Origin of the sequence: Protaetiibacter sp. SSC-01, assembly GCF_014483895.1 — a bacterium.
Taxonomy (GTDB): domain Bacteria; phylum Actinomycetota; class Actinomycetes; order Actinomycetales; family Microbacteriaceae; genus Homoserinibacter.
The window spans coordinates 306,595-325,285 of the sequence record NZ_CP059987.1 but is presented as its reverse complement, the minus strand read 5'-3'; the positions used below and the strand labels follow the sequence as shown (position 1 = coordinate 325,285).

Annotated in this window: 18 protein-coding genes and 1 tRNA gene; 12 read left to right on the top strand and 7 right to left on the bottom strand. The window is 73.4% G+C overall.

The features are described 5' to 3' along the window. Positions 1-238: 238 nt before the first annotated feature. Positions 239-5,164, top strand: a complete 4,926-nt coding sequence (locus H4J02_RS01495; protein ID WP_187675377.1) for a DEAD/DEAH box helicase — start codon at positions 239-241, stop codon at positions 5,162-5,164. Between the two features lie 84 nt (positions 5,165-5,248). Further along, positions 5,249-5,554: a helix-turn-helix domain-containing protein gene (locus H4J02_RS01490; RefSeq protein ID WP_187675376.1), complete on the top strand. Its 306-nt coding sequence runs from the start codon at positions 5,249-5,251 to the stop codon at positions 5,552-5,554. Positions 5,555-5,609: 55 nt separating this feature from the next. On the opposite strand, the gene H4J02_RS01485 is transcribed toward H4J02_RS01490, so the two are convergent. Both H4J02_RS01485 and H4J02_RS01480 read right to left on the bottom strand, forming a co-directional pair. Then, the gene (locus tag H4J02_RS01485) at positions 5,610-6,236 is read right to left on the bottom strand and encodes a ClpP family protease (RefSeq protein WP_187675375.1); all 627 of its coding nucleotides are present in this window, start codon (positions 6,234-6,236) and stop codon (positions 5,610-5,612) included. Beyond that, on the bottom strand, positions 6,233-6,856 hold the full coding sequence (locus tag H4J02_RS01480; RefSeq protein ID WP_187675374.1) for a ClpP family protease: 624 nt from the start codon (positions 6,854-6,856) through the stop codon (positions 6,233-6,235). The genes H4J02_RS01485 and H4J02_RS01480 overlap by 4 nt, the downstream gene beginning before the upstream one ends. A gap of 200 nt (positions 6,857-7,056) precedes the next feature. Here H4J02_RS01480 and H4J02_RS01475 point away from each other — a divergent pair, with 200 nt between their 5' ends. After that, positions 7,057-7,836, top strand: coding sequence for an Fpg/Nei family DNA glycosylase (locus tag H4J02_RS01475; protein WP_187675373.1), 780 nt, complete (start codon positions 7,057-7,059; stop codon positions 7,834-7,836). A 105-nt stretch (positions 7,837-7,941) separates the two neighbouring features. Further along, the gene (locus tag H4J02_RS01470) at positions 7,942-9,237 is read left to right on the top strand and encodes a heparan-alpha-glucosaminide N-acetyltransferase domain-containing protein (protein ID WP_187675372.1); all 1,296 of its coding nucleotides are present in this window, start codon (positions 7,942-7,944) and stop codon (positions 9,235-9,237) included. Here H4J02_RS01470 and H4J02_RS01465 read toward each other — a convergent pair. After that, positions 9,188-9,754 (bottom strand): hypothetical protein, encoded by a 567-nt coding sequence (locus H4J02_RS01465; RefSeq protein ID WP_187675371.1) that lies wholly within the window; start codon positions 9,752-9,754, stop codon positions 9,188-9,190. The genes H4J02_RS01470 and H4J02_RS01465 overlap by 50 nt on opposite strands. A 112-nt stretch (positions 9,755-9,866) precedes the next feature. Beyond that, positions 9,867-10,322 (bottom strand): CinA family protein, encoded by a 456-nt coding sequence (locus H4J02_RS01460; RefSeq protein ID WP_187675370.1) that lies wholly within the window; start codon positions 10,320-10,322, stop codon positions 9,867-9,869. Positions 10,323-10,499: 177 nt separating this feature from the next. On the opposite strand from H4J02_RS01460, the gene H4J02_RS01455 reads away from it, so the two are divergent. Together H4J02_RS01455 and H4J02_RS01450 are read left to right on the top strand one after the other, a co-directional pair. Then, positions 10,500-11,399 carry a DMT family transporter gene (locus tag H4J02_RS01455; protein ID WP_187675369.1) on the top strand — a complete coding sequence of 300 codons (900 nt, stop codon included), beginning with the start codon at positions 10,500-10,502 and terminating at the stop codon, positions 11,397-11,399. A 74-nt stretch (positions 11,400-11,473) separates the two neighbouring features. Further along, positions 11,474-12,085, top strand: a complete 612-nt coding sequence (locus H4J02_RS01450) for a flavodoxin family protein (RefSeq protein ID WP_187675368.1) — start codon at positions 11,474-11,476, stop codon at positions 12,083-12,085. A gap of 100 nt (positions 12,086-12,185) precedes the next feature. Here the strand turns inward: H4J02_RS01450 and H4J02_RS01445 are convergent, their stop codons facing one another. Both H4J02_RS01445 and H4J02_RS01440 read right to left on the bottom strand, forming a co-directional pair. Further along, positions 12,186-13,061, bottom strand: a complete 876-nt coding sequence (locus H4J02_RS01445; RefSeq protein ID WP_187675367.1) for an LLM class flavin-dependent oxidoreductase — start codon at positions 13,059-13,061, stop codon at positions 12,186-12,188. Between the two features lie 96 nt (positions 13,062-13,157). After that, positions 13,158-13,553: a helix-turn-helix domain-containing protein gene (locus tag H4J02_RS01440; RefSeq protein WP_187675366.1), complete on the bottom strand. Its 396-nt coding sequence runs from the start codon at positions 13,551-13,553 to the stop codon at positions 13,158-13,160. A 96-nt stretch (positions 13,554-13,649) separates the two neighbouring features. Between H4J02_RS01440 and H4J02_RS01435 the strand changes: the two genes are divergently transcribed. From H4J02_RS01435 to H4J02_RS01415, 5 genes are all read left to right on the top strand, one after another. Beyond that, positions 13,650-14,507, top strand: a complete 858-nt coding sequence (locus H4J02_RS01435; protein WP_187675365.1) for an SDR family oxidoreductase — start codon at positions 13,650-13,652, stop codon at positions 14,505-14,507. Between the two features lie 278 nt (positions 14,508-14,785). Then, positions 14,786-15,274: an FBP domain-containing protein gene (locus H4J02_RS01430; RefSeq protein ID WP_187675364.1), complete on the top strand. Its 489-nt coding sequence runs from the start codon at positions 14,786-14,788 to the stop codon at positions 15,272-15,274. Positions 15,275-15,413: 139 nt separating this feature from the next. Beyond that, entirely contained in the window at positions 15,414-16,598 is a 1,185-nt protein-coding gene (locus H4J02_RS01425) for a class I SAM-dependent methyltransferase (RefSeq protein WP_187675363.1), read from the top strand. Between the two features lie 83 nt (positions 16,599-16,681). After that, positions 16,682-16,771 (top strand) — tRNA-Ser (locus H4J02_RS01420). Between the two features lie 429 nt (positions 16,772-17,200). After that, the gene (locus H4J02_RS01415; protein WP_187675362.1) at positions 17,201-17,530 is read left to right on the top strand and encodes a hypothetical protein; all 330 of its coding nucleotides are present in this window, start codon (positions 17,201-17,203) and stop codon (positions 17,528-17,530) included. 156 nt (positions 17,531-17,686) lie between these two features. Here H4J02_RS01415 and H4J02_RS01410 read toward each other — a convergent pair whose 3' ends face one another. After that, positions 17,687-18,052 carry a TraR/DksA C4-type zinc finger protein gene (locus H4J02_RS01410; protein WP_187675361.1) on the bottom strand — a complete coding sequence of 122 codons (366 nt, stop codon included), beginning with the start codon at positions 18,050-18,052 and terminating at the stop codon, positions 17,687-17,689. Positions 18,053-18,250: 198 nt separating this feature from the next. On the opposite strand from H4J02_RS01410, the gene H4J02_RS01405 reads away from it, so the two are divergent. After that, the gene (locus H4J02_RS01405) at positions 18,251-18,691 is read left to right on the top strand and encodes a VOC family protein (protein WP_187675360.1); all 441 of its coding nucleotides are present in this window, start codon (positions 18,251-18,253) and stop codon (positions 18,689-18,691) included.

The window sequence follows — 18,691 nt, the reverse complement described above, 5'->3', positions numbered from 1 at the left end:
CGAGTCGCTACCGGCGGGTGTCGTGTTGGCCTCCCGTGGGGTGGAGCCCAGGGAAGCCGCATCCGGACCGGGTGCACGGGTGGGGTGCGGTCGCTCGGCGGGAGAAGTGACCACGCGGCGGGAGGCGTTTCTCCCGCCGCCGGGGCGGGGCTCCAGCCGCGCCACGAACGGCACGGGTGACGGCGGCGGCCGCGCAAGCCCCCCGGCGGGAGTCGGGGGTGGGCGCGAAGATGGGGAGATGGACCCTGCGCTCGAGCGCTTCTCCCCCGCGACGAGGGAGTGGTTCGCGGGCGCGTTCCCGGAGCCGACCGCGGCCCAGGCGGGGGCATGGGAGGCGATCTCCTCGGGGCGGCACGCGCTCGTCGTGGCGCCCACGGGGTCCGGCAAGACGCTCTCGGCGTTCCTGTGGTCGCTCGACCGGCTGCTGACCTCGCCGCCCGCCGACCCCGCCACGCGCACGCGCGTGCTCTACATCTCCCCGCTCAAGGCCCTCGGCGTCGACGTCGAACGCAACCTCCGCTCGCCGCTCGTCGGCATCACGCAGACGGCGAAGCGGCTCGGCATGGCGCCCCCCGACATCCGCGTGGGCGTGCGCTCGGGCGACACGACATCCGCCGACCGACGGCTGCTCGTGCGGGAGCCCCCCGACATCCTCATCACGACGCCCGAGTCGCTCTACCTCATGCTCACGAGCCAGGCGCGCTCGACCCTCGCAGGTGTCGAGACGGTCATCGTCGACGAGATCCACGCCGTCGCCGCCACCAAGCGCGGTGCGCACCTCGCTGTGTCGCTCGAGCGGCTCGACGCGATGCTGCCGAAGCCCGCGCAGCGCATCGGGCTGTCGGCGACCGTGCGTCCGCTCGAGGAGGTCGCCCGGTTCCTCGGCGGCCGCGAGCGCGTCGAGATCGTGTCGCCGCCCATCCAGAAGACGTTCGAGCTCCGGGTCGTCGTGCCCGTCGAGGACATGACCGAGCTCGGCGCGCGGGCCACGGATGCGGCGCTCGATGACGGCGAGAAGGCCCTCGCCTCCGGCGGCTCGATCTGGCCGCACGTCGACCGGGCGATCGTCGAGGAGGTGCTGCGGCACCGGTCGACGATCGTGTTCGCGAACTCGCGGCGGCTCGCGGAGCGCATCACGGCGTCGATGAACGAGATCTACGAGGAGCTGCTGGCGGAGGGGGCGGAGGCGGGCGCGGGTGAACCCGGGGCTGGGTTCGACACGCCGCCTTCGGCGGCTACTCAACCAGCGGGTAGCGCGCAGGCGGGTAGCGCGCAGGCGGGTAGCGCGCCAGCGGGCAGCAGCTGGTTGAGTAGCGATCCGCAGGATCGCGTGTCGAAACCAGCGCCACGCAAGCCGCCCGCGCAGCTCATGGGCGCATCCGGCCAGACGGCGGGCGCCGAGCCCGTGCTCGCGCGCGCCCACCACGGCTCGGTATCGAAGGAGCAGCGCGCCCAGATCGAGGACGACCTCAAGTCGGGCCGCCTGCGCTGCGTCGTCGCGACGAGCTCGCTCGAGCTCGGCATCGACATGGGCGCCGTCGACCTCGTGATCCAGGTGGAGTCGCCGCCGAGCGTCGCATCCGGGCTCCAGCGCGTCGGCCGCGCCGGCCACCAGGTGGGCGAGATCTCGAAAGGCGTGATGTTCCCCAAGCATCGCGCGGACCTGCTGCACACCGCGATCGCGACGGAGCGGATGCGCGAGGGGCTCATCGAGGCGATCTCGATACCGCAGAACCCGCTCGACATCCTCGCCCAGCAGACCGTCGCGGCGGTCGCGCTCGACAGCCTCGACGTCGAGGAGTGGTTCGACACCGTGCGCCGCTCGGCGCCGTTCGCGACGCTCCCCCGATCCGCGTACGAGGCGACGCTCGACCTGCTCGCGGGGCGGTACCCCTCCGACGAGTTCGCCGAGCTGCGGCCGCGCGTCGTGTGGGACCGCGTGGCCGGCACGATCTCGGGGCGCCCCGGCGCGCAGCGTCTCGCGGTGACGAGCGGCGGCACGATCCCCGACCGCGGCATGTTCGGCGTGTTCATCGTCGGCGCGGAGGAGGGCGCGCGCCGCGTGGGCGAGCTCGACGAGGAGATGGTCTACGAGTCGCGCGTGGGCGATGTGTTCGCGCTCGGGGCCACGAGCTGGCGCATCGAGGAGATCACGTCCGACCGCGTGCTCGTCTCCCCCGCGTTCGGGCAGCCGGGGCGCGTGCCGTTCTGGAAGGGCGACGGGCTCGGCAGGCCCGCCGAGCTGGGGCGCGCGATCGGCGCGTTCGCGGGCGAGCTGGCATCCGGCACCGTCGACCAGGAGCGGCTCGAGGCCGACGGGCTCGACGAGCGCGCCGCCCGCAACCTCACCGCCTTCGTCTCCGAGCAGAAGGCCGCGACGGGCGTCGTGCCGACCGACCGCACGCTGCTCGTCGAGCGGTTCCGCGACGAGCTCGGCGACTGGCGGCTCGTGCTGCACTCGCCCTACGGCACCCCCGTGCACGCGCCGTGGGCGCTCGCGGTGGCGGCGCGCATCCGGGAGCGGCTCGGCGTCGACGGCTCGGCCCTGGCGGGCGACGACGGCATCGTCGTGCGGCTGCCCGAGACGGATGCCGACCCGCCCGGCGCGGAGCTCTTCGCCTTCGAGCCGGGCGAGCTCGAGACCCTCGTGACCGAGGAGGTCGGCGGATCGGCGCTCTTCGCGTCGCGGTTCCGCGAGTCGGCGGCGCGCGCCCTGCTGCTGCCGCGCCGCAACCCCGGACGCCGCTCGCCGCTCTGGCAGCAGCGGCAGCGTTCGGCGCAGCTGCTCGAGGTGGCGCGCAAGTACCCGAGCTTCCCGATCATCCTCGAGACGGTGCGCGAGGTGCTGCAGGACGTCTACGACCTGCCCTCGCTGCGCGAGCTCGCGACCGACATCGAGACCCGCCGCATCCGTCTCGTCGAGGTGGAGACGGATGCGCCCTCGCCCTTCGCGCGCACCCTGCTCTTCGGGTACGTGGCCGCGTTCCTCTACGAGGGCGACTCCCCGCTCGCGGAGCGGCGGGCCGCGGCGCTCTCGCTCGACCCCGGGCTGCTCGCGGAGCTGCTCGGGCGCGCGGAGCTGCGCGAGCTGCTCGACCCCGAGGTGATCGCGCAGACGGAGCGCGAGCTGCAGCGGCTCGAGCCCGACCGCCGGGCGCGCGACGCCGAGGGGGTCGTCGACCTGCTGCGGGTGCTCGGGCCGTTGAGCGTGGGGGAGATCGCGGAGCGGTATTCGGGGGCTGGTTTCGACACGCCGCCTTCGGCGGCTACTCAACCAGCGGGGGGACCGCCTTCGGCGGCTACTCAACCAGCGGGGACGTTCGAGCCGATGCTCACCGAGCTCGCGCGGGCCAACCGCGTGCTGCGCGTGCACATCGCGGGCGTCGAGCGGTGGGCCGTCGTCGAGGACGCCGCGCGGCTGCGCGACGCGCTCGGCGTGCCGCTGCCGATCGGCGTGCCGACGGCGTTCCTCGAGCCCGTCTCCGACCCCGTCGGCGACCTCGTCTCCCGCTACCTGCGCACCCACGGGCCGTTCACCGCGACCGAGGCGGCGACGCGACTCGGCCTCGGCGTCGCCGTCGTCACCGACACCCTGCGCCGCCTCGCGGCCGACCGCCGGGCGGTCGAGGGGGAGTTCCGTCCGGGCGCATCCGGAACCGAGTGGGTCGACCCCGAGGTGCTGCGCCGCCTGCGGGCCCGCTCCCTCGCGGCCCTGCGCGCCGAGGTCGAGCCCGTGCCGCAGGCCGCGCTCGGCCGATTCCTGCCCGACTGGCAGCACGTCGCATCCGAGCCGGGGCGCGGCGGGCTGCGCGGCATCGACGGGCTCGTGTCGGCGATCGACCAGCTCGCCGGGCTGCCCCTGCCCGCGACGAGCTGGGAGAGCCTCGTGCTGCCGAGCCGCGTGCGCGACTACAGCCCCGCGATGCTCGACGAGCTCATGGCATCCGGCGAGGTCGTGTGGGCCGGACGCGGCGAGCTGCCGGGCGGCGACGGCTGGGTGAGCCTGCACCTCGCCGACGCGGCGCCGCTGACCCTTCCCGAGCCGCTCGCGCTCGAGCCCGACCCGCTGCGCGACCGGCTGCTCGAGGCGCTCGCGGGCGGGGGCGGCTACTTCTTCCGGCAGCTCGCGTCGGCGATCGCGATGCCGGATGCCGAGCCCGCCACCGACACGGATGTCGCCCGCGCCCTGTGGGACCTCGTGTGGGCCGGCGTCGTCACGGGCGACACCTTCGCGGGGCTGCGGGCGCGGCTCGGCGCGACGACGACACGGGCGCGGGCGACGCCCCGGGGGCGGGCGCACCGGGCGCGGGCGCGCGTCGCGGCGTCGCTCGCGGCATCCGCTCCCCCGACCGTCGCCGGACGCTGGAGCCTGCTGCCGACCCCGGATGCCGTGCCCACCGCACGCGCGACGGCGCTCGCCGAGCAGCTGCTCGAGCGGTACGGCGTCGTGACGCGCGGGGCCGTGCAGGCGGAGGGCGTCGAGGGCGGCTTCGCGCTCGCGTACAAAGTGCTCGCGACGCTCGAGGAGACCGGGCGCGTGCGCCGCGGCTACTTCGTGGAGGGGCTCGGGGCCGCGCAGTTCGCGACGCCCGCGACCGTGGATCGGCTGCGGGCGTTCCACGGTGACCGCGACGACACGGCGCCGCCCGTCGCGGTGACGCTCGGGGCGACCGACCCGGCGAACCCGTACGGGGCGGCGCTGGGGTGGCCGTCGGGGTCGGGCGACGGCGGGGGTGGTTTCGATACGCCGCCTGCGGCGGCTACTCAACCAGCGGGGGGTGCGCCTGCGGCGGCTACTCAACCAGCGGGGAAGGCAGCGGCGGCGGGTCAGCGGGCGGGTGGTGCGGCGGCGGCCGACCCGACCGCGGGCGCAAAGGGTCGGCACCGGCCCGGACGCAAGGCGGGGGCCCTCGTCGTGCTCGTCGACGGGGCGCTCGGGCTGTACGTCGAGAAGGGCGGCAAGACGGTGCTCGACTTCCTCGACCCGGATGCCGAGGACGCCCGCGAGGCCGCCGCGGCATCCCTCGCCACGACGGTGCGCGCCGCGGGCGGGCGGCTGCGCGTCGAGCGCATCGACGGCGCCTTCGCCGTGGGCACCCCGCTCGGCGACGCCCTCGTGCGCGCCGGCTTCGCCGCCACCCCGCAGGGGCTGCGGCTGCGGTGACGGACGGGGCGCGGCGGCGGATGCGCCGTCTGCTGTGAGCGGACGGGCGAGACACCGCGCAGCGGCCGTGCCTAGAGTCGGGCCATGGCGAGCACCGACCCCGAGCCGCTGTGGCGGCACCTCCTCGGCGACCAGCTGCGCGGCATCCGCCAGGATCGCGGGCAGACCCTGACCGAGACCGCGAAGCGCGCGGGCGTCTCACCGCAGTACCTGTCGGAGATGGAGCGCGGGCTCAAGGAGCCGTCGAGCGAGATGATCGCGGCCGTCGCGGGCGCCCTCGACACGAGCCTCGTCGACCTCACGATGGGCGTCGCCGAGCGGGCGCGCGAGCTCGCACCTGCGCAGCCGGCCCAGGCGAGCGTGCGAGCCTCGCTCGCGCTCGCCGCCTGAGCCGACCGCGCGAGGCGGAGCCGCTCCGCGCGCTCGCGGCCCGAGACGACCTCCGCTACCTGGGCAGCCCCGCCGTCGCGAGCGGCGCCGCTCCGCCCCGATCCGTCATGACGGCGTCGACGAGTCCGTAGTCGCGGGCGGCCGCGGCGGTGAAGACGCGGTCGTGGTCGGTGTCGGCCCGTAGCCGCTCGACGGTCTGGCCGGTGTGCCGCGACAGGATCGCCTCGATGTCCGAGCGCACCCGCACCACCTCATCCGCCTGCAGGATCAGGTCGGGGATCGCTCCCCGCCCCTGCGAGACCGGCTGGTGCAGCACGACGCGCGCGTGCGGCAGGGCGGCCCGCTTGCCCTCGGTGCCCGCTGCGAGCAGCACCGCGCCCACGGCGACCGCCTGCCCGACGACCGTCGTCGCGACCTGCGGACGGATGTAGCGCATCGTGTCGTAGACGGCGAGCATCGCGCTCGGGTCGCCGCCCTCGCAGTTGATGTAGAGCTGGATGTCGCGGTCGGGGTTGTCGGCCTCGAGGTGCAGCAGCTGCGCCACGAGCACGTTCGCGACGCCCGCGTCGATCGGGGTGCCGAGGTAGACGACGCGCTCGGTGAGCAGCTGCGAGTAGACGTCCATGATCCGCTCGCCGCGCGGGTGCTGGGCGATGACGTTGGGGATCGTGTAGCTCGTCATGCCGCGCTCCCCACCGTGAAGCCCGTGCCGCGCGTGCGGCGCGGGGGTGCGATCCGCGCGAAGTCGACGACGACCTCGTCGATGAAGCCGTAGTCGCGCGCCTCCTCGGCCGAGTACCAGCGGTCGTGCAGGGAGTCCTCGAAGACGCGCTCGACGGGCTGCCCCGTGTCGGACGCGATGAGGCCGAGCACGACGTCGCGCGTGTAGCGCAGGTCGGCGGCCTGCAGCTCGACGTCGACCGCGGTGCCGCCGATGCCTGCCGACCCCTGGTGCATGAGGATGCGCGCGTGCGGCAGGGCCCGCCGCTTGCCGGGCGTGCCCGACGACAGCAGGAACTGGCCCGCGCTGCACGCGAGCCCGACCGCGAGGGTCGACACGTCGCATGGCACGAGCCGCATGAGGTCGCGGATGGCGAGCATCGAGGGCACGGAGCCGCCCGGCGAGTGGATCCACAAGGCGATGTCGGATGCCGGGTCGGCCGCCGCGAGCGCGACGAGCTGGCTCGCGAGCAGAGTGCCGTTGTCATCGTCGAGCACGCCGTCGAGCACGAGCACGCGCTGCTCGAACAGCTCGCGTCGCACGGTGTCGGTGAAGCGGATGGGTCGGGGTTCTTCGCTCATGGGCCCAGCCTGCGCGGATGCGGCGGCCCCCGGGGTGGGATCTGCCGGGGGCGGATCCGCTGGGGGCGGAGGCGGGCGGGGCGGAGGCGGGCGGGGCGGGTCTCGATACACCGCTTCGCGGCACTCGACCACCGGTGATCGCGCGCGGGTGTGCACGCAAGCCCAGGCGGCACCACGGATGCGTGGGGTACGTTGCGAAGATGCCTGAGGGGGACACCGTCTACCGCACCGCGCGGCAGCAGCACGACGCGCTCGCGGGTCGCGTGCTCACGGCGACCGACTTCCGGGTGCCGCAGTTCGCGACCGTCGACCTGAGCGGCGAGACCGTGCGCGAGGTCGTGTCGCGCGGCAAGCACCTGCTGCACCGCATCGGCGACTGGACGGTGCACTCGCACCTCAAGATGGAGGGCGCCTGGCGGCTGTTCCGCGGCGGCGAGCGCTGGACGCGGCCCGCGTTCCAGGCGCGTGCGGTGCTGACGGCCGACACGACCCAGTCCGTCGGATTCGAGCTCGGCATCCTCGAGGTGATCCCGACCGCGGAGGAGGAGCGCGTCGTCGGCCACCTCGGTCCCGACCTGCTCGGCCCCGACTGGGATGCCGATGAGGCGGCCCGGCGCCTCGCATCCGACCCCGAGGCGGCCGTGTTCACGGCGCTGCTCGACCAGCGCAACCTCGCGGGCGTCGGCAACGTCTACGCGAACGAGCTGTGCTTCGTGCGCGGCCTGCTGCCGACGCGGCCGGTCGGCGAGGTCGAGGACGTGCCGGCCCTCGTCGCCCTCGCGCACCGGATGCTCGTGGCCAACCGCGGACGCTGGACCCGCTCGACGACGGGCGACCTGCGCCCCGGCCGCCGCAGCTGGGTCTACGGACGCACGGGCCAGCCGTGCCTGCGCTGCGGCACGCGACTCGAGGGCGGCGAGCTCGGCCGCGTCGAGGGGCAGGAGCGGGTCGTCAGCTGGTGCCCCGTGTGCCAGCGCTGAGCCGCGGCACGCGAGACGCGCTCCGCGAGGGAGACGGGCAGCCGGCCGCGTGACGGCGGCGTGGCCCCTTCCCGTCGCCGCCGCACTCACGGGAGGATGGCCGCCATGCGCACGTCGCCCGCCGATCCGCCGACCGGGCCCGAGGCATCCGTCTCGCGCGAGTCGTTGCTGCACCGCGCGGGCCGCAACCTTCTGGGTGGCCCGGGTCGCGTCACGGGGGTCGACCTCGCGCGCGGCATCGCCGTGCTCGGCATGTTCGCGGCGCACGTGGGGGTCACCTCGGGCGACCTCGGCACACCGGAGGGCTGGCTCGCCGTGGGGCAGGGTCGGTCGTCGATCCTGTTCGCCCTCGTCGCGGGGGTCTCGCTCGCCCTCGTGACGGGCGCCCGCACACCGCCCGCTGGCGAGGCGCTGCGCACGGCGCGGGGCCGCATCCTCGTGCGCGCCGTGCTGCTCATGGTGCTCGTCGCCCTGCTCGACCTGCTCGGTGCGCGCGTCGCCCTCATCCTCGGCTACTACGCGGCGTACTTCGTGCTCGCGCTGCCGTTCCTGCGCCTGTCGACCGCGCGGCTCGCCGCCCTCGCCGTGGGCACGGCGCTCATCGGGCCGGTGCTCGTCTACTACGGCCCCGAGGTGCTGGCGCGAGCGGGGCTGCGGATGCCGTCGGTCGGCTCCGGTGCCGTGACCGACTTCCTGCTCACGGGCTACTACCCCGCGTTCGTCTGGATGGCCTACGTCTTCGCGGGCCTCGCGGTGGGACGCAGCGACCTGCGCTCGCCCATGGTGCAGCTCTCGCTCGGTCTGGGCGGATTCGGCGTGGCCGCCGTGACGTCGCTCGTGTCGCACGGCCTCGTCGGCGCGGCGGGCGGTGCCGACGCGGTCCGGGCGGCGGTGCGCGCGACGTCGTCGCTGACCGGGGCGACCCACGCGTGGTCCGACCCGTGGCCTCCGCTCGCGGGCCTCGCGCTCGAGGGCCCGCACGACGACACGATCTTCGAGGCCGTGGGCTCCGGCGCGTTCGCGCTCGGCATGCTCGGCCTGTGCCTGCTGCTCGGCCGGGTGGTCGAGACGCGGGTGCCGGGCTGGGCGCCGCGCGTGCTGCGGGGCGTCGTGCTCGCGGTCGTCACGCCGCTCGCCGCCGTCGGCGCCATGGCGCTCACGATCTACTCGGCGCAGGTCGCCGTGATCGCGTGGTGGAACCGCATCGACTGGGACCCCCTCTACGTCACGAACGAGCCGCTTCTCTGGCTGGTGCTCGGCGCGCTCATCTTCGCGACGGTGTGGCGGGCGCTGCTCGGGCGCGGGCCGCTCGAGCGCGTGTTCTCGGCGGTGCCGCGGCGCGTGTTCCCGGCTAGTCCTCGAGGTGCGAGCGACGCGACCAGTACACGGCGCAGAACATGAGCACGCCCGCGATCACCAGCACGCCGACGCCCGTGAAGATCGCGCCGCCCCACAGGCCCCACTGCAGGCTCCAGTAGTCGAGCTGCGTCTCGAAGCCGTCGTTCGACTGCACGAGCCGCAGCGACTCCTGCACGAGGTACAGCCCCACGCCGAGCGAGGCGATCCCGAGCAGCGCGACGACGATGGCGAAGGGGTTCGTCCACGGCGGGCGCATCGCGGGCGCCGCGACGTGCACGACGGTGGGCTCGGATGCCGCGGTCGCGTCCGCCGCGGACGCCGACTCGGGCGGCAGGCCGATGCGCTCGGCTGCGTCCGCGGTGCCGGTCGTGCCGGCGGCGTCGGGCGTCCTGGTCGCGCGCGGGGGCGCGGCCGCCGGGCGGCTGAGGGCGCTCGTGACGCGGGGCGTCCCGACGGTGCGGCTCGCCGCATCCGCTCGGCTGCCGCTCACGACGGCGCCGTCGTAGCCGCGCTGGAACGCCGGGTCGTATCTCGGGTCGATCGACGGCTGCTCTGCCATGCGTCGAGCATAGGCGGCGGTGCCCTCGCGAGTGATGGCTATTCCGCGCTCGACGGGCGGCTGAGGGCGGGGACGCTACCGGTCGCGGGGGCTCGGCAGAGGGGCCCGCGGGTCAGGCGCCGAGGTCGGTCTGCAGGGCGCGGAGGGAGGCGTCGACCGTCTGCTTGACGACCGACTCGGGGTCGCCGTCGAACGCGAACTCGGTGATGCGCGTCGAGTCGCGCGTGACGATCGCGAGGTAGACGGTGCCCGGCGGGCGCCCCTCCTCGTCGCCGGGGCCGCCGACGCCCGTGACGGCGAGCGCGACATCCGCGTCGAGCAGCTCGAGCACACCCTGCGCCATCTGCCGCGCGGTCGGCGCGTTGACGACCGGCCCCTCGGGCACGCCGAGCACGCGGTTCTTCGTCTCGACCGTGTACGCGACGACGCCGCCCGCGAACCAGGTGCCGGCATCCGGTGCGGCGGCGAACGCCTGGCTCAGGGCGCCGCCCGTGAGCGACTCGGCGACCGCGATGCGCAGATCGCGGTCGAGGGCGGTGCGGGCGATGAGTTCTCCGACGTCGGCCATGCCCCCATCCTGCCGGGGCGCGGCGGCGCGCCCGAACCCCTTGACTCCGCGAGAGTACGCACTTTTCCCCGTTTCGGGCTCGCTGCGCCCGAAAAGTACGTACTCTCGCGGACCCCCGGGGCGCCGGCCCCGGGGTGGGCGTACGGGAGGGGGGTCGGGAGCCGCGAGAATGGGGCGGTGAGCGCGAGGACGGATGCGGGACGCCGCCGCACCGTCGTCGGCGCGGCCACGCAGGTGGGCACCGAGGTGTCGATCAACCTCGGCTCGGCCCTCGCGGGCGTCGCGATCCCGTTCGTCGGCTCGCCGATCGTCGTCGCCGCGCGGCAGCTCGTCATGATCGCCGTGCTGCTGCCGTTCTACCGACCCCGCCGCTCGCTGCTGACGTGGCGGCGGCTGTGGCCCGCCGTCGCACTCGGCGTCGCACTCGCCGTCATGAACCTCACCTTCTACGAGTCGGTGCACCTGCTCGGTCTCGGCATCGCCGCGACGATCGAGTTCCTCGGCCCGCTCCTGCTCGCCCTCGCGACCTCGCGCCGCCTCCTCGACGTCATCTGCGTCGTCGTCGCGGGGGCGGGCGTCGTGCTGCTCACGGGACTCGAGGGGGAGGTGGATGCGTGGGGCGTCGTGCTCGCGCTGCTCGCGGCGGCGGCGTGGGCGGCCTACATCCTGCTGACGCGCCGGGTGGCGCTCGGGCTGCCCGGCCTCGAGGGGCTGACGGTCGCGGGCATCGTGAGCCTCGCGCTCATCCTGCCTGTCGCCGCGTTCACGCTTCCCGGCGCCGAGTTCTCGTGGCCGGTCGTCGGCCTGCTCGTCGGCATCGGCATCCTGTCGTCGGCGCTCCCCTACGCGCTCGACACCTTCATCCTGCGCCGCATCACGGCGCGGCTCTACGCGATCATCACGTCGTTCGGGCCCGTCGTCGCGGCCGTGTTCGGCTGGATCGTGCTGCACGAGCGCCTCGGCTGGGTGCAGCTGCTCGCTATCGTGCTCGTGTGCGCCGCCGCGGGCACGGCGATCGCGACGCAGCGACCGGCTCCGGCATCCGAGCTCGAGCAGACGGCCGAGGGGCTCACCTAGGCGTGCCCGTAGCCCTGGCCTGCGGGGCGCGCAACCCCCTGCCCCGTGGAGCGGCGCCTGCCTAGCGTCGCAGCATGGCCCTTCACGCTCTCGCCCTCAACTGCACGCTCAAGCCCAGCCCCGCCGTCTCGAGCACGGAACGGCTCGCGCGCGAGGTGCTCGACGCGCTCGAGGACCACGGAGTCGAGGGCGAGCATGTGCGCGTCGTCGACCTCGACATCCGTCCCGGCGTCGAGAAGGACATGGGCGACGGTGACGAGTGGCCGCGCCTGCGCGACAAGATCCTCGCCACCGACATCCTCGTGTTCGCGACGCCCACCTGGATGGGGCAGACCACGAGCGTCGGGCAGCGCGTGCTCGAGCGGCTCGACGCCGAGCTCTCGGAGACGGATGCCGAGGGTCGCCCCACGATGTTCGGCAAGGTCGCGATCGTGGCCGTCGTCGGCAACGAGGACGGCGCGCACCACATCTGCGCCGACGTGTTCCAGGCGCTCGACGACGTGGGCTTCACGATCCCCGCGCAGGGCTGCACCTACTGGAACGGCGAGGCGATGGGGTCGGTCGACTACATCGATCTCAACGCGCGTGCGGAGTCGACGGATGCCGCGACGGCGACGGCGGCCGCGAACGCGGCGCACCTCGCGGGGCTGCTCGCGGCATCCGCGTACCCGGTGCCGGAGAGCTAGCCGCGTTCGCCCGGCGGGTGGGTTCGACGGATCGGACGGCTGAGTTGCCGTTCCGCGTGTTCGCACCCGTTCGTTCTGCGACTATCGCGCGGAACGGGAACTATCGCGCGCGCAGGCGTGCCGCGACCTCGGCGCAGTTCGCGAGGAACCCGTCGAGGTCGGTCTCGTCGTTCAGGGGCTGCAGGAGCACGGCGTCGGCGCCGGCGTCGACCCAGCCCTGCACCTGGCCGGCGACCTCGTCGACCGTGCCGGTCGCGCCCGTCGCACGCTCACCCTGGTAACCCCACTCGGCGAGCTCGGCCTCGAGCCGCCCGGCGGAACCCTCGCCGAACGCGGTCATCACGAACGCGGCGACCGGCTGCGTGCCGTCGCGGCCCGCGGTGCGGCGCCCCTCGGCGATGAGCTCGACGCCCGCCGCGAGCGTCTCGGGCGGCGTGCCGGTCGTGAAGATGGTGCCGTCGGCGACCTCGCCGGTGAGCGCGAGCGTCTTCGGGCCCTCGCCCGCGGCCCACACGGCGACGGGGGCGGCGGGCGGCCAGTCGAGCTGCACGCCGTCGAGGGTCACGTAGCGCCCGGATGCGTCGACCCGCTCGCCCGCGAGCAGGCGCCGAAGCGCGGGCACGTACTCGCGCATGAGCGTGAGCGGCGACGCGGGGCGCGCACCGACCTGCGCCATCCAGTCCTGCACGCCGTGGCCGACGCCGAGCCGCAGGCGGCCGGGGAAGAGGCGCTCGATCGTCGCGACCTCCATCGCGAGCAGCGCGACGTTGCGGAACGGCATCGGCAGCACACCGATGCCCACACGGATGCGCTCGGTCGCGGCGAGCGCGGCCACCGCGGCGGCGAGGCCCGACTCGCGGAAGCAGTCCTCGAAGAGCAGCACCTCGTCCAGTCCCAGGCGTTCGGCCTCGATCACGAACTCGCGCAGCTGCTCGGGAGGACGGGTGGGGGTGAAGATGACGCCGATGTCGGTCATGCCCCCATGCTGGCAGCGTCGTGCGACATCCCCGCCATAGTTCCCGTTCCGCGTGTTCGCACCCGTTCCTTCGGGAACAAACACGCGGAACGGGAACTAAGAGGCGGCGGGCGCGACGAGGCGGTCGGCGAGCATGCGGCCGGCGTTGCGCGCGATCCACTCGACGAGGGGCAGCATCCGGTCGACGAGCTCGCGGCCGGATGCCGTGAGCGAGTACTCGACGTGCGGCGGGATCGTGGGCCGCGCGTCGCGCAGCACGAGACCGTCGGCCTCGAGGATGCGCAGGGTCTGGGCGAGCATCTTCTCGCTGATGCCGTCGACGGCGCGCCGCAGCTCACCCCAGCGGTGGGTGCCGTCGCTCAGCGCGAGCAGCACGAGCACGCCCCACTTGCTCGTGATGTGGTCGAGCACGACGCGGGTGGGGCAGCCCTCGGTGAGGAGGGCGTCGTCGAACCCGGGCAGGGCCCGCAGCTCGCGGAGGCTTACCGTCATGCCAGTACCTTACCAGAAAGTGGGTACTCTCCCACAGGAAGTACCCTGGGTCGTGCATGGTTGCATCCGGCGAACGCGTCAGAAAGGACCCACCCCATGACCCTCCTCGTCACCGCCGCATCCGGCCACCTCGGCCGCCTCACCATCGAGGCGCTGCTCGCCCGAGGCGTGCCCGCATCCGAGATCCGCGCGGGCGCCCGCGACACCGCGAAGGTCCCCGACCTCGCCGCGAAGGGCGTGCAGACCGTGCACCTCGACTACGACGACCCCGCCTCGCTCGCGGATGCCGTGGCCGGCGTCGAGCGGATGCTGCTCGTGTCGGGCAGCGAGTTCGGCAACCGCGTGGCGCAGCACACCAACGTGATCGACGCGGCCGCCGCCGCGGGGGTCGCGCAGCTCGTCTACACGAGCGCGCCGCACGCCGACACCTCGGCGCTGCTCGTGAACCCCGAGCACAAGGCGACCGAGGAGGCCCTTACGGCATCCGGAGTGCCCTTCACGGTGCTGCGCAACAACTGGTACACCGAGAACTACGTGCAGACCGTGCACCAGGCGGATGCGACGGGTGTCGTCGCGTCGAGCACGGGCGAGGGGCGCGTGGCGAGCGCGTCGCGGGTCGACTACGCGGAGGCGGCGGCAGTGGTGCTGACGACCGGCGGACACCTCGGCAAGACCTACGAGCTCGGGGGCGACGTGGCCTGGGACTTCGCCGAGCTCGCGGCGGCGATCGGCGAGGTGCTCGGGCGCGACATCGCGTACGTCGCGTGGACGCCCGAGGAGCAGCGCGCGGCGCTCACCGCTGCGGGGCTCGACGAGGGTGCGATCGGGTTCGTCGTCGGCATGGACGGCAACATCCGCGACGGGCTGCTCGGCGAGGTGACGGGCGAGCTCTCGGGGCTCATCGGGCGTCCGACGACGCCGCTCGTGGAGGGGCTGCGCGCGGCGCTCGCGTGACGCAGGTGGTGGTGGTCTCGAGACGCGTCCGCTTCGCGGGCGCTCCTCGACCAGCTGGTGTTTCCAGCCCAGCGGATACGACGCGAGCGGCGTAAGCTCCCCGTCGTGCTTCGTTCGTCTCAGCCCTCAGGGCGTCAGGAGGTCGTCGGCGTTCCCATCGCCGACGCGAGATAGTCGCGCGCCCCTGCCCGCGCCCGCGCCCCTGCCCGCGCACGACATCCGACATCCCCACCTGACCTCGCATCCGCGAGACGAACGACCCTGAGGAGGGTTCCTCCATGCACGCCTTCAGCGAGTCCGCGATCCGCGACTCCTTCATCAACGCATCGCTCCGCGAACGGCAGAGCCTGCAGCTTCCCGCGCCCGTCGACCAGATCGAGTGGGACCGCGTCGACTACCTCGGATGGCGCGACAAGAAGTCGCCCCAGCTCGGCTACGTCGTGGTCGAGCTCGACGGCAAGCCCGTCGGGCTGCTGCTGCGCCAGGCCGAGGCGCGCCCCCGTGCCCGAGCCCAATGCTCGTGGTGCGAGGACGTGCAGCTGCCGAACGACGTCGTGCTGTTCAGCACCAAGCGCGCCGGCGCGGCAGGGCGCAAGGGCGACACCGTCGGCACGCTCGTGTGCGCGAACTTCGAGTGCTCGGGGAACGTGCGCAGGCGCCCGACCCTCGCCTACGTCGGATTCGACCTCGAGGCCGAGCGCGAGCGGCGGATCGCGGCGCTCCGCGAGCACGTCGCGAACTTCGCGCGCAACGTGCTGGGCGAGTAGACCAGGCGCGGTGGTGGCCTCGAGACGCGTCCGCTGCGCGGGCGCTCCTCGACCACCTGGTGTTCCGTAGGCGGTTGAGGAGCGCCGCCCACAGGGCGACGCGTCTCGAAACCGCCCGCACGCGGGCTACCGTCGAGGGGTGACCGACCTCGCCGCGCTCCTCGACACGCTCGAGCGCACCCCCGACGTCGGCACCGTCGACCAGCGCGCGTGGGACGCCGCCGACCGCTACCTGCTCGACTACGCCGCATCCGAGTTCCCGGATGCCGTGGCCGGCGAGGTCGCGGTCGTCGACGACACCCATGGCGCGCTCGCGCTCGGGGCCCTGGCGCTCGGCGCCCGCGGCGTGCGCGTGCACCAGGACTCGCTCGTCGCCCGCCGGGCTCTCGCGGGGAACGCCGAACGCGCGGGGCTCGCGGAGCCCGCGCAGCATCCGCTCGCCTCGCTCGTGACGCCCGCGACGTCGCTCGTGCTCGTGCGGCTGCCCCGCTCCCTCGACCGCCTCGACGCGATCGCGCGCTCGACCGCCCGCGCCGCGGGCCCGGATGTCGTGGTGCTCGCCGCGGGACGCCTCAAGCACATGACCCCGACGCAGAACGAGGTGCTCGCGCGCGCCTTCGCCCGCGTCGACGTCACCCACGCCCGTGCGAAGTCCCGCATCCTCGTCGCCCGCGAGCCGCGCCCCGACGTGACCCTGCCGCTGGCTTTCGTAGCGCGGCTGGAGCTGCGCCCCGGCGGCGGGGGAAACGACTCCCGCCGCGAGGGCGTTTCCCCCGCCGCGTCCGGCGCCGAGGCGCACACGATCGAGGTGGTCGCTCTCCCCGGCGTCTTCGCGGGCCCGACGCTCGACATCGGCACGCGCGCCCTGCTCGACACCTTCGACGAACTCCCCCCGTTCGAGCGCGCGATCGACCTCGCGTGCGGCACGGGCATCGTCGCCGCCCTGCTCGCCCGCCGGAACCCGGATGCGCGCATCCTCGCGACCGACGTCTCGGAGATCGCGGTCGAGTCCGCGCGCCTCACCGCCGAGGCGAACGGCGTGCGCGTCGACGCGCACCAGGACGACGGCCTCTCGGGCGAGCCCGACGCATCCGCCGACCTCGTCGTACTCAATCCGCCGTTCCACGCGGGCGCGGCGGTGACGACCGAGATCGCCCACCGCCTGTTCGCGGATGCCGCGCGCGTGCTGCGCCCGGGCGGCGAGCTGCGCGTCGTGTGGAACTCGCACCTCGGTTACCGGCCCGTGCTCGAGCGGCTCGTCGGCCCGACACGGCAACTGAGCCGCACGCCGAAGTTCACGGTGACGGTGTCGCGCCGGCGCTGACGGCCGGGGCAGGCACGTGCTTGCAAACATCCGAATGCGGCCGCGGTCTGGACCACCCCCGCGCGTCCGTTAGACTCGACGGCGGTACCGTGTCCGAGCGGCCGAAGGAGCATGTCTCGAAAACATGTGAAGGTTCACGCCTTCCGTGGGTTCAAATCCCACCGGTACCGCCAGCGAAAGCCCCGGAATCCCAATGATTTCGGGGCTTTCTACTGCCCGGCAGGCTGTTTCCCCCACAAAAACCCCACAACCTTCTGAGCGTGAAGTCGTTCACGCGACACTCCGCAGTACCGTGCGGGTAACCGACGCCATTCCCGCCGCTAGGCTGACGCCGAGCCGACCATCGGGAAGGGGCGCGGTGGCAAGGTATTGGAAGCGGCATCCCAACAAGGAGATGGAGGCGCTCCTCGGACTGTTCGACGGAGCCGGGTGGCGAATCATCGATCCCCCGAAGTACTACAAGGTCTACTGCCCATGTCCGGCCAAGCACAAAAGAACCATCCATCTAACACCAAGCAATGTGCGATACGTTTTAGACACGCGCAAGTGGCTGGAGCGTCAGCCCTGCTACAAGAAGGAAGCCTGAGAGAGGTGACCAGACGATGCCCATCATGATCGCCTCGAGCTTCGACGTCCAGGGAGACGGCGACCTCGATGCGCAGACCGATGTCATCATGGACGAGCTCATCGAGGTCGAGGAGACGACGAGCTTGATCTTCGACTCCTCCGTATCTGCCGCGCTCGCCGACCGCACGGTAGAGATCTCCTTCGCAGTGAACGTGGACGACCCTGCTGACGCCCAGGCGATCGCCAAGCAGATCCTTGAGCAGGTGATCCGCGCAGCTGGTGGGAACCCGCAGGTAGCGACCGCTGATGCGTCCGACGTGTTCCAGTGGAGCCGCTCGGAGCAGTCCGTCCTCGTCAGCGTGTAGCAGCCACCCGCGTGGCGCGCACCTTATCGAGCGCCGACGCGACAGCGTCGAGATCGTCGTCGATCCGACGGCAAGTGTCACCCGACCCGCGGGTCCCCGGCGGCGCCGCCGGGTCAGCGGGCTCCGGATCAGCAGCTCCCCGTCGCGGTCGCCGCATCAACGGTCCGTGCACGCGACGCACACCGTGCGCGCCGGGCGCAGCTCGAGCTGGCCGTGCGGGATCGGCTGCCCGCACACCGTGCACACGCCGTACGTGCCGGATGCGACGCGCGCCTCCGCCGCATCCAGCTCGGCGAGCTCCGCACGGTGCTCCGCGCGCGAACCCTCCGCCTGCTGCCACTCGAACGTGAGCGCGAAGCCCTCGGGGTCGTGCTCCTCGTCGATCCAGTCGCCGCGGGCGGCGCGCACCGACGCGAGCCGGGCCTCGACCGCCGCGAGGCGCTCCTCGACCACGGCGCGGCGCTCGGCGATCCAGCCGCGGGCGGTCGCGGCATCCGGGAGGGCGGCATCCGGGGTCGTCATGCCTCCATGGTCGCCCGAATCGGTCGGAATAACAGGCTGAATCCCGCACTCGGCCTCGCCTGAGCCCGGCACCGCCGCATCCAGCCTGTAGATCCGACGCTGACGCGCGCCGACACGCCCCAACCCTTGACACCCTCACTTGTTTTTTGCAAGTGTGGACACCGTCCACATACGCACGCCACGAGAGAAGACACCGCCATGCCCTCGATGTTCGTCAACCTGCCCGTCACCGACCTGGAGCGCGCGAAGGCGTTCTACACCGCCGTCGGCGGCACGGTGAATCCCGCCTTCACCGACCACAACGCCGCGTGCATCGTGATCGACGAGGGCCACAACTACTTCATGCTGCTGCGCCGCGAGTTCTTCCAGACCTTCACCAAGCTGCCCCTCGGCGACAACGCGAAGAACCCCTCCGTGTCGACCGCGATCTTCCTCGACAGCCGCGAGGAGGTCGACAGCGCCGTCGCCGCCGGCCTCGCCGCGGGCGGCACCGAGGCGGAGGAGCCGTCCGACTACGGCTTCATGTACCAGCGCCAGCTCACCGATCCCGACGGCAACATCCTCGAGTTCGGCTGGATGGACCCGGTCGCCGCCGAGAAGGGTCCGGAGGCGTTCGCCGCCGAGCAGCAGCAGGCCTGA

Bases quoted from the DNA above. Each gene is read 5' to 3' on its own strand.
- H4J02_RS01440 (WP_187675366.1), bottom strand. From the start codon at position 13,553: ATGACGGTAAGCCTCCGCGAGCTGCGGGCCCTGCCCGGGTTCGACGAC.
- H4J02_RS01450 (WP_187675368.1), top strand. From the start codon at position 11,474: ATGGCCCTTCACGCTCTCGCCCTCAACTGCACGCTCAAGCCCAGCCCC.
- H4J02_RS01480 (WP_187675374.1), bottom strand. From the start codon at position 6,856: ATGAGCGAAGAACCCCGACCCATCCGCTTCACCGACACCGTGCGACGC.
- H4J02_RS01475 (WP_187675373.1), top strand. From the start codon at position 7,057: ATGCCTGAGGGGGACACCGTCTACCGCACCGCGCGGCAGCAGCACGAC.
- H4J02_RS01460 (WP_187675370.1), bottom strand. From the start codon at position 10,322: ATGGCCGACGTCGGAGAACTCATCGCCCGCACCGCCCTCGACCGCGAT.
- H4J02_RS01465 (WP_187675371.1), bottom strand. From the start codon at position 9,754: ATGGCAGAGCAGCCGTCGATCGACCCGAGATACGACCCGGCGTTCCAG.
- H4J02_RS01495 (WP_187675377.1), top strand. From the start codon at position 239: ATGGACCCTGCGCTCGAGCGCTTCTCCCCCGCGACGAGGGAGTGGTTC.
- H4J02_RS01490 (WP_187675376.1), top strand. From the start codon at position 5,249: ATGGCGAGCACCGACCCCGAGCCGCTGTGGCGGCACCTCCTCGGCGAC.
- H4J02_RS01415 (WP_187675362.1), top strand. From the start codon at position 17,201: ATGCCCATCATGATCGCCTCGAGCTTCGACGTCCAGGGAGACGGCGAC.
- H4J02_RS01405 (WP_187675360.1), top strand. From the start codon at position 18,251: ATGCCCTCGATGTTCGTCAACCTGCCCGTCACCGACCTGGAGCGCGCG.
- H4J02_RS01445 (WP_187675367.1), bottom strand. From the start codon at position 13,061: ATGACCGACATCGGCGTCATCTTCACCCCCACCCGTCCTCCCGAGCAG.
- H4J02_RS01435 (WP_187675365.1), top strand. From the start codon at position 13,650: ATGACCCTCCTCGTCACCGCCGCATCCGGCCACCTCGGCCGCCTCACC.
- H4J02_RS01410 (WP_187675361.1), bottom strand. From the start codon at position 18,052: ATGACGACCCCGGATGCCGCCCTCCCGGATGCCGCGACCGCCCGCGGC.
- H4J02_RS01485 (WP_187675375.1), bottom strand. From the start codon at position 6,236: ATGACGAGCTACACGATCCCCAACGTCATCGCCCAGCACCCGCGCGGC.
- H4J02_RS01470 (WP_187675372.1), top strand. From the start codon at position 7,942: ATGCGCACGTCGCCCGCCGATCCGCCGACCGGGCCCGAGGCATCCGTC.
- H4J02_RS01430 (WP_187675364.1), top strand. From the start codon at position 14,786: ATGCACGCCTTCAGCGAGTCCGCGATCCGCGACTCCTTCATCAACGCA.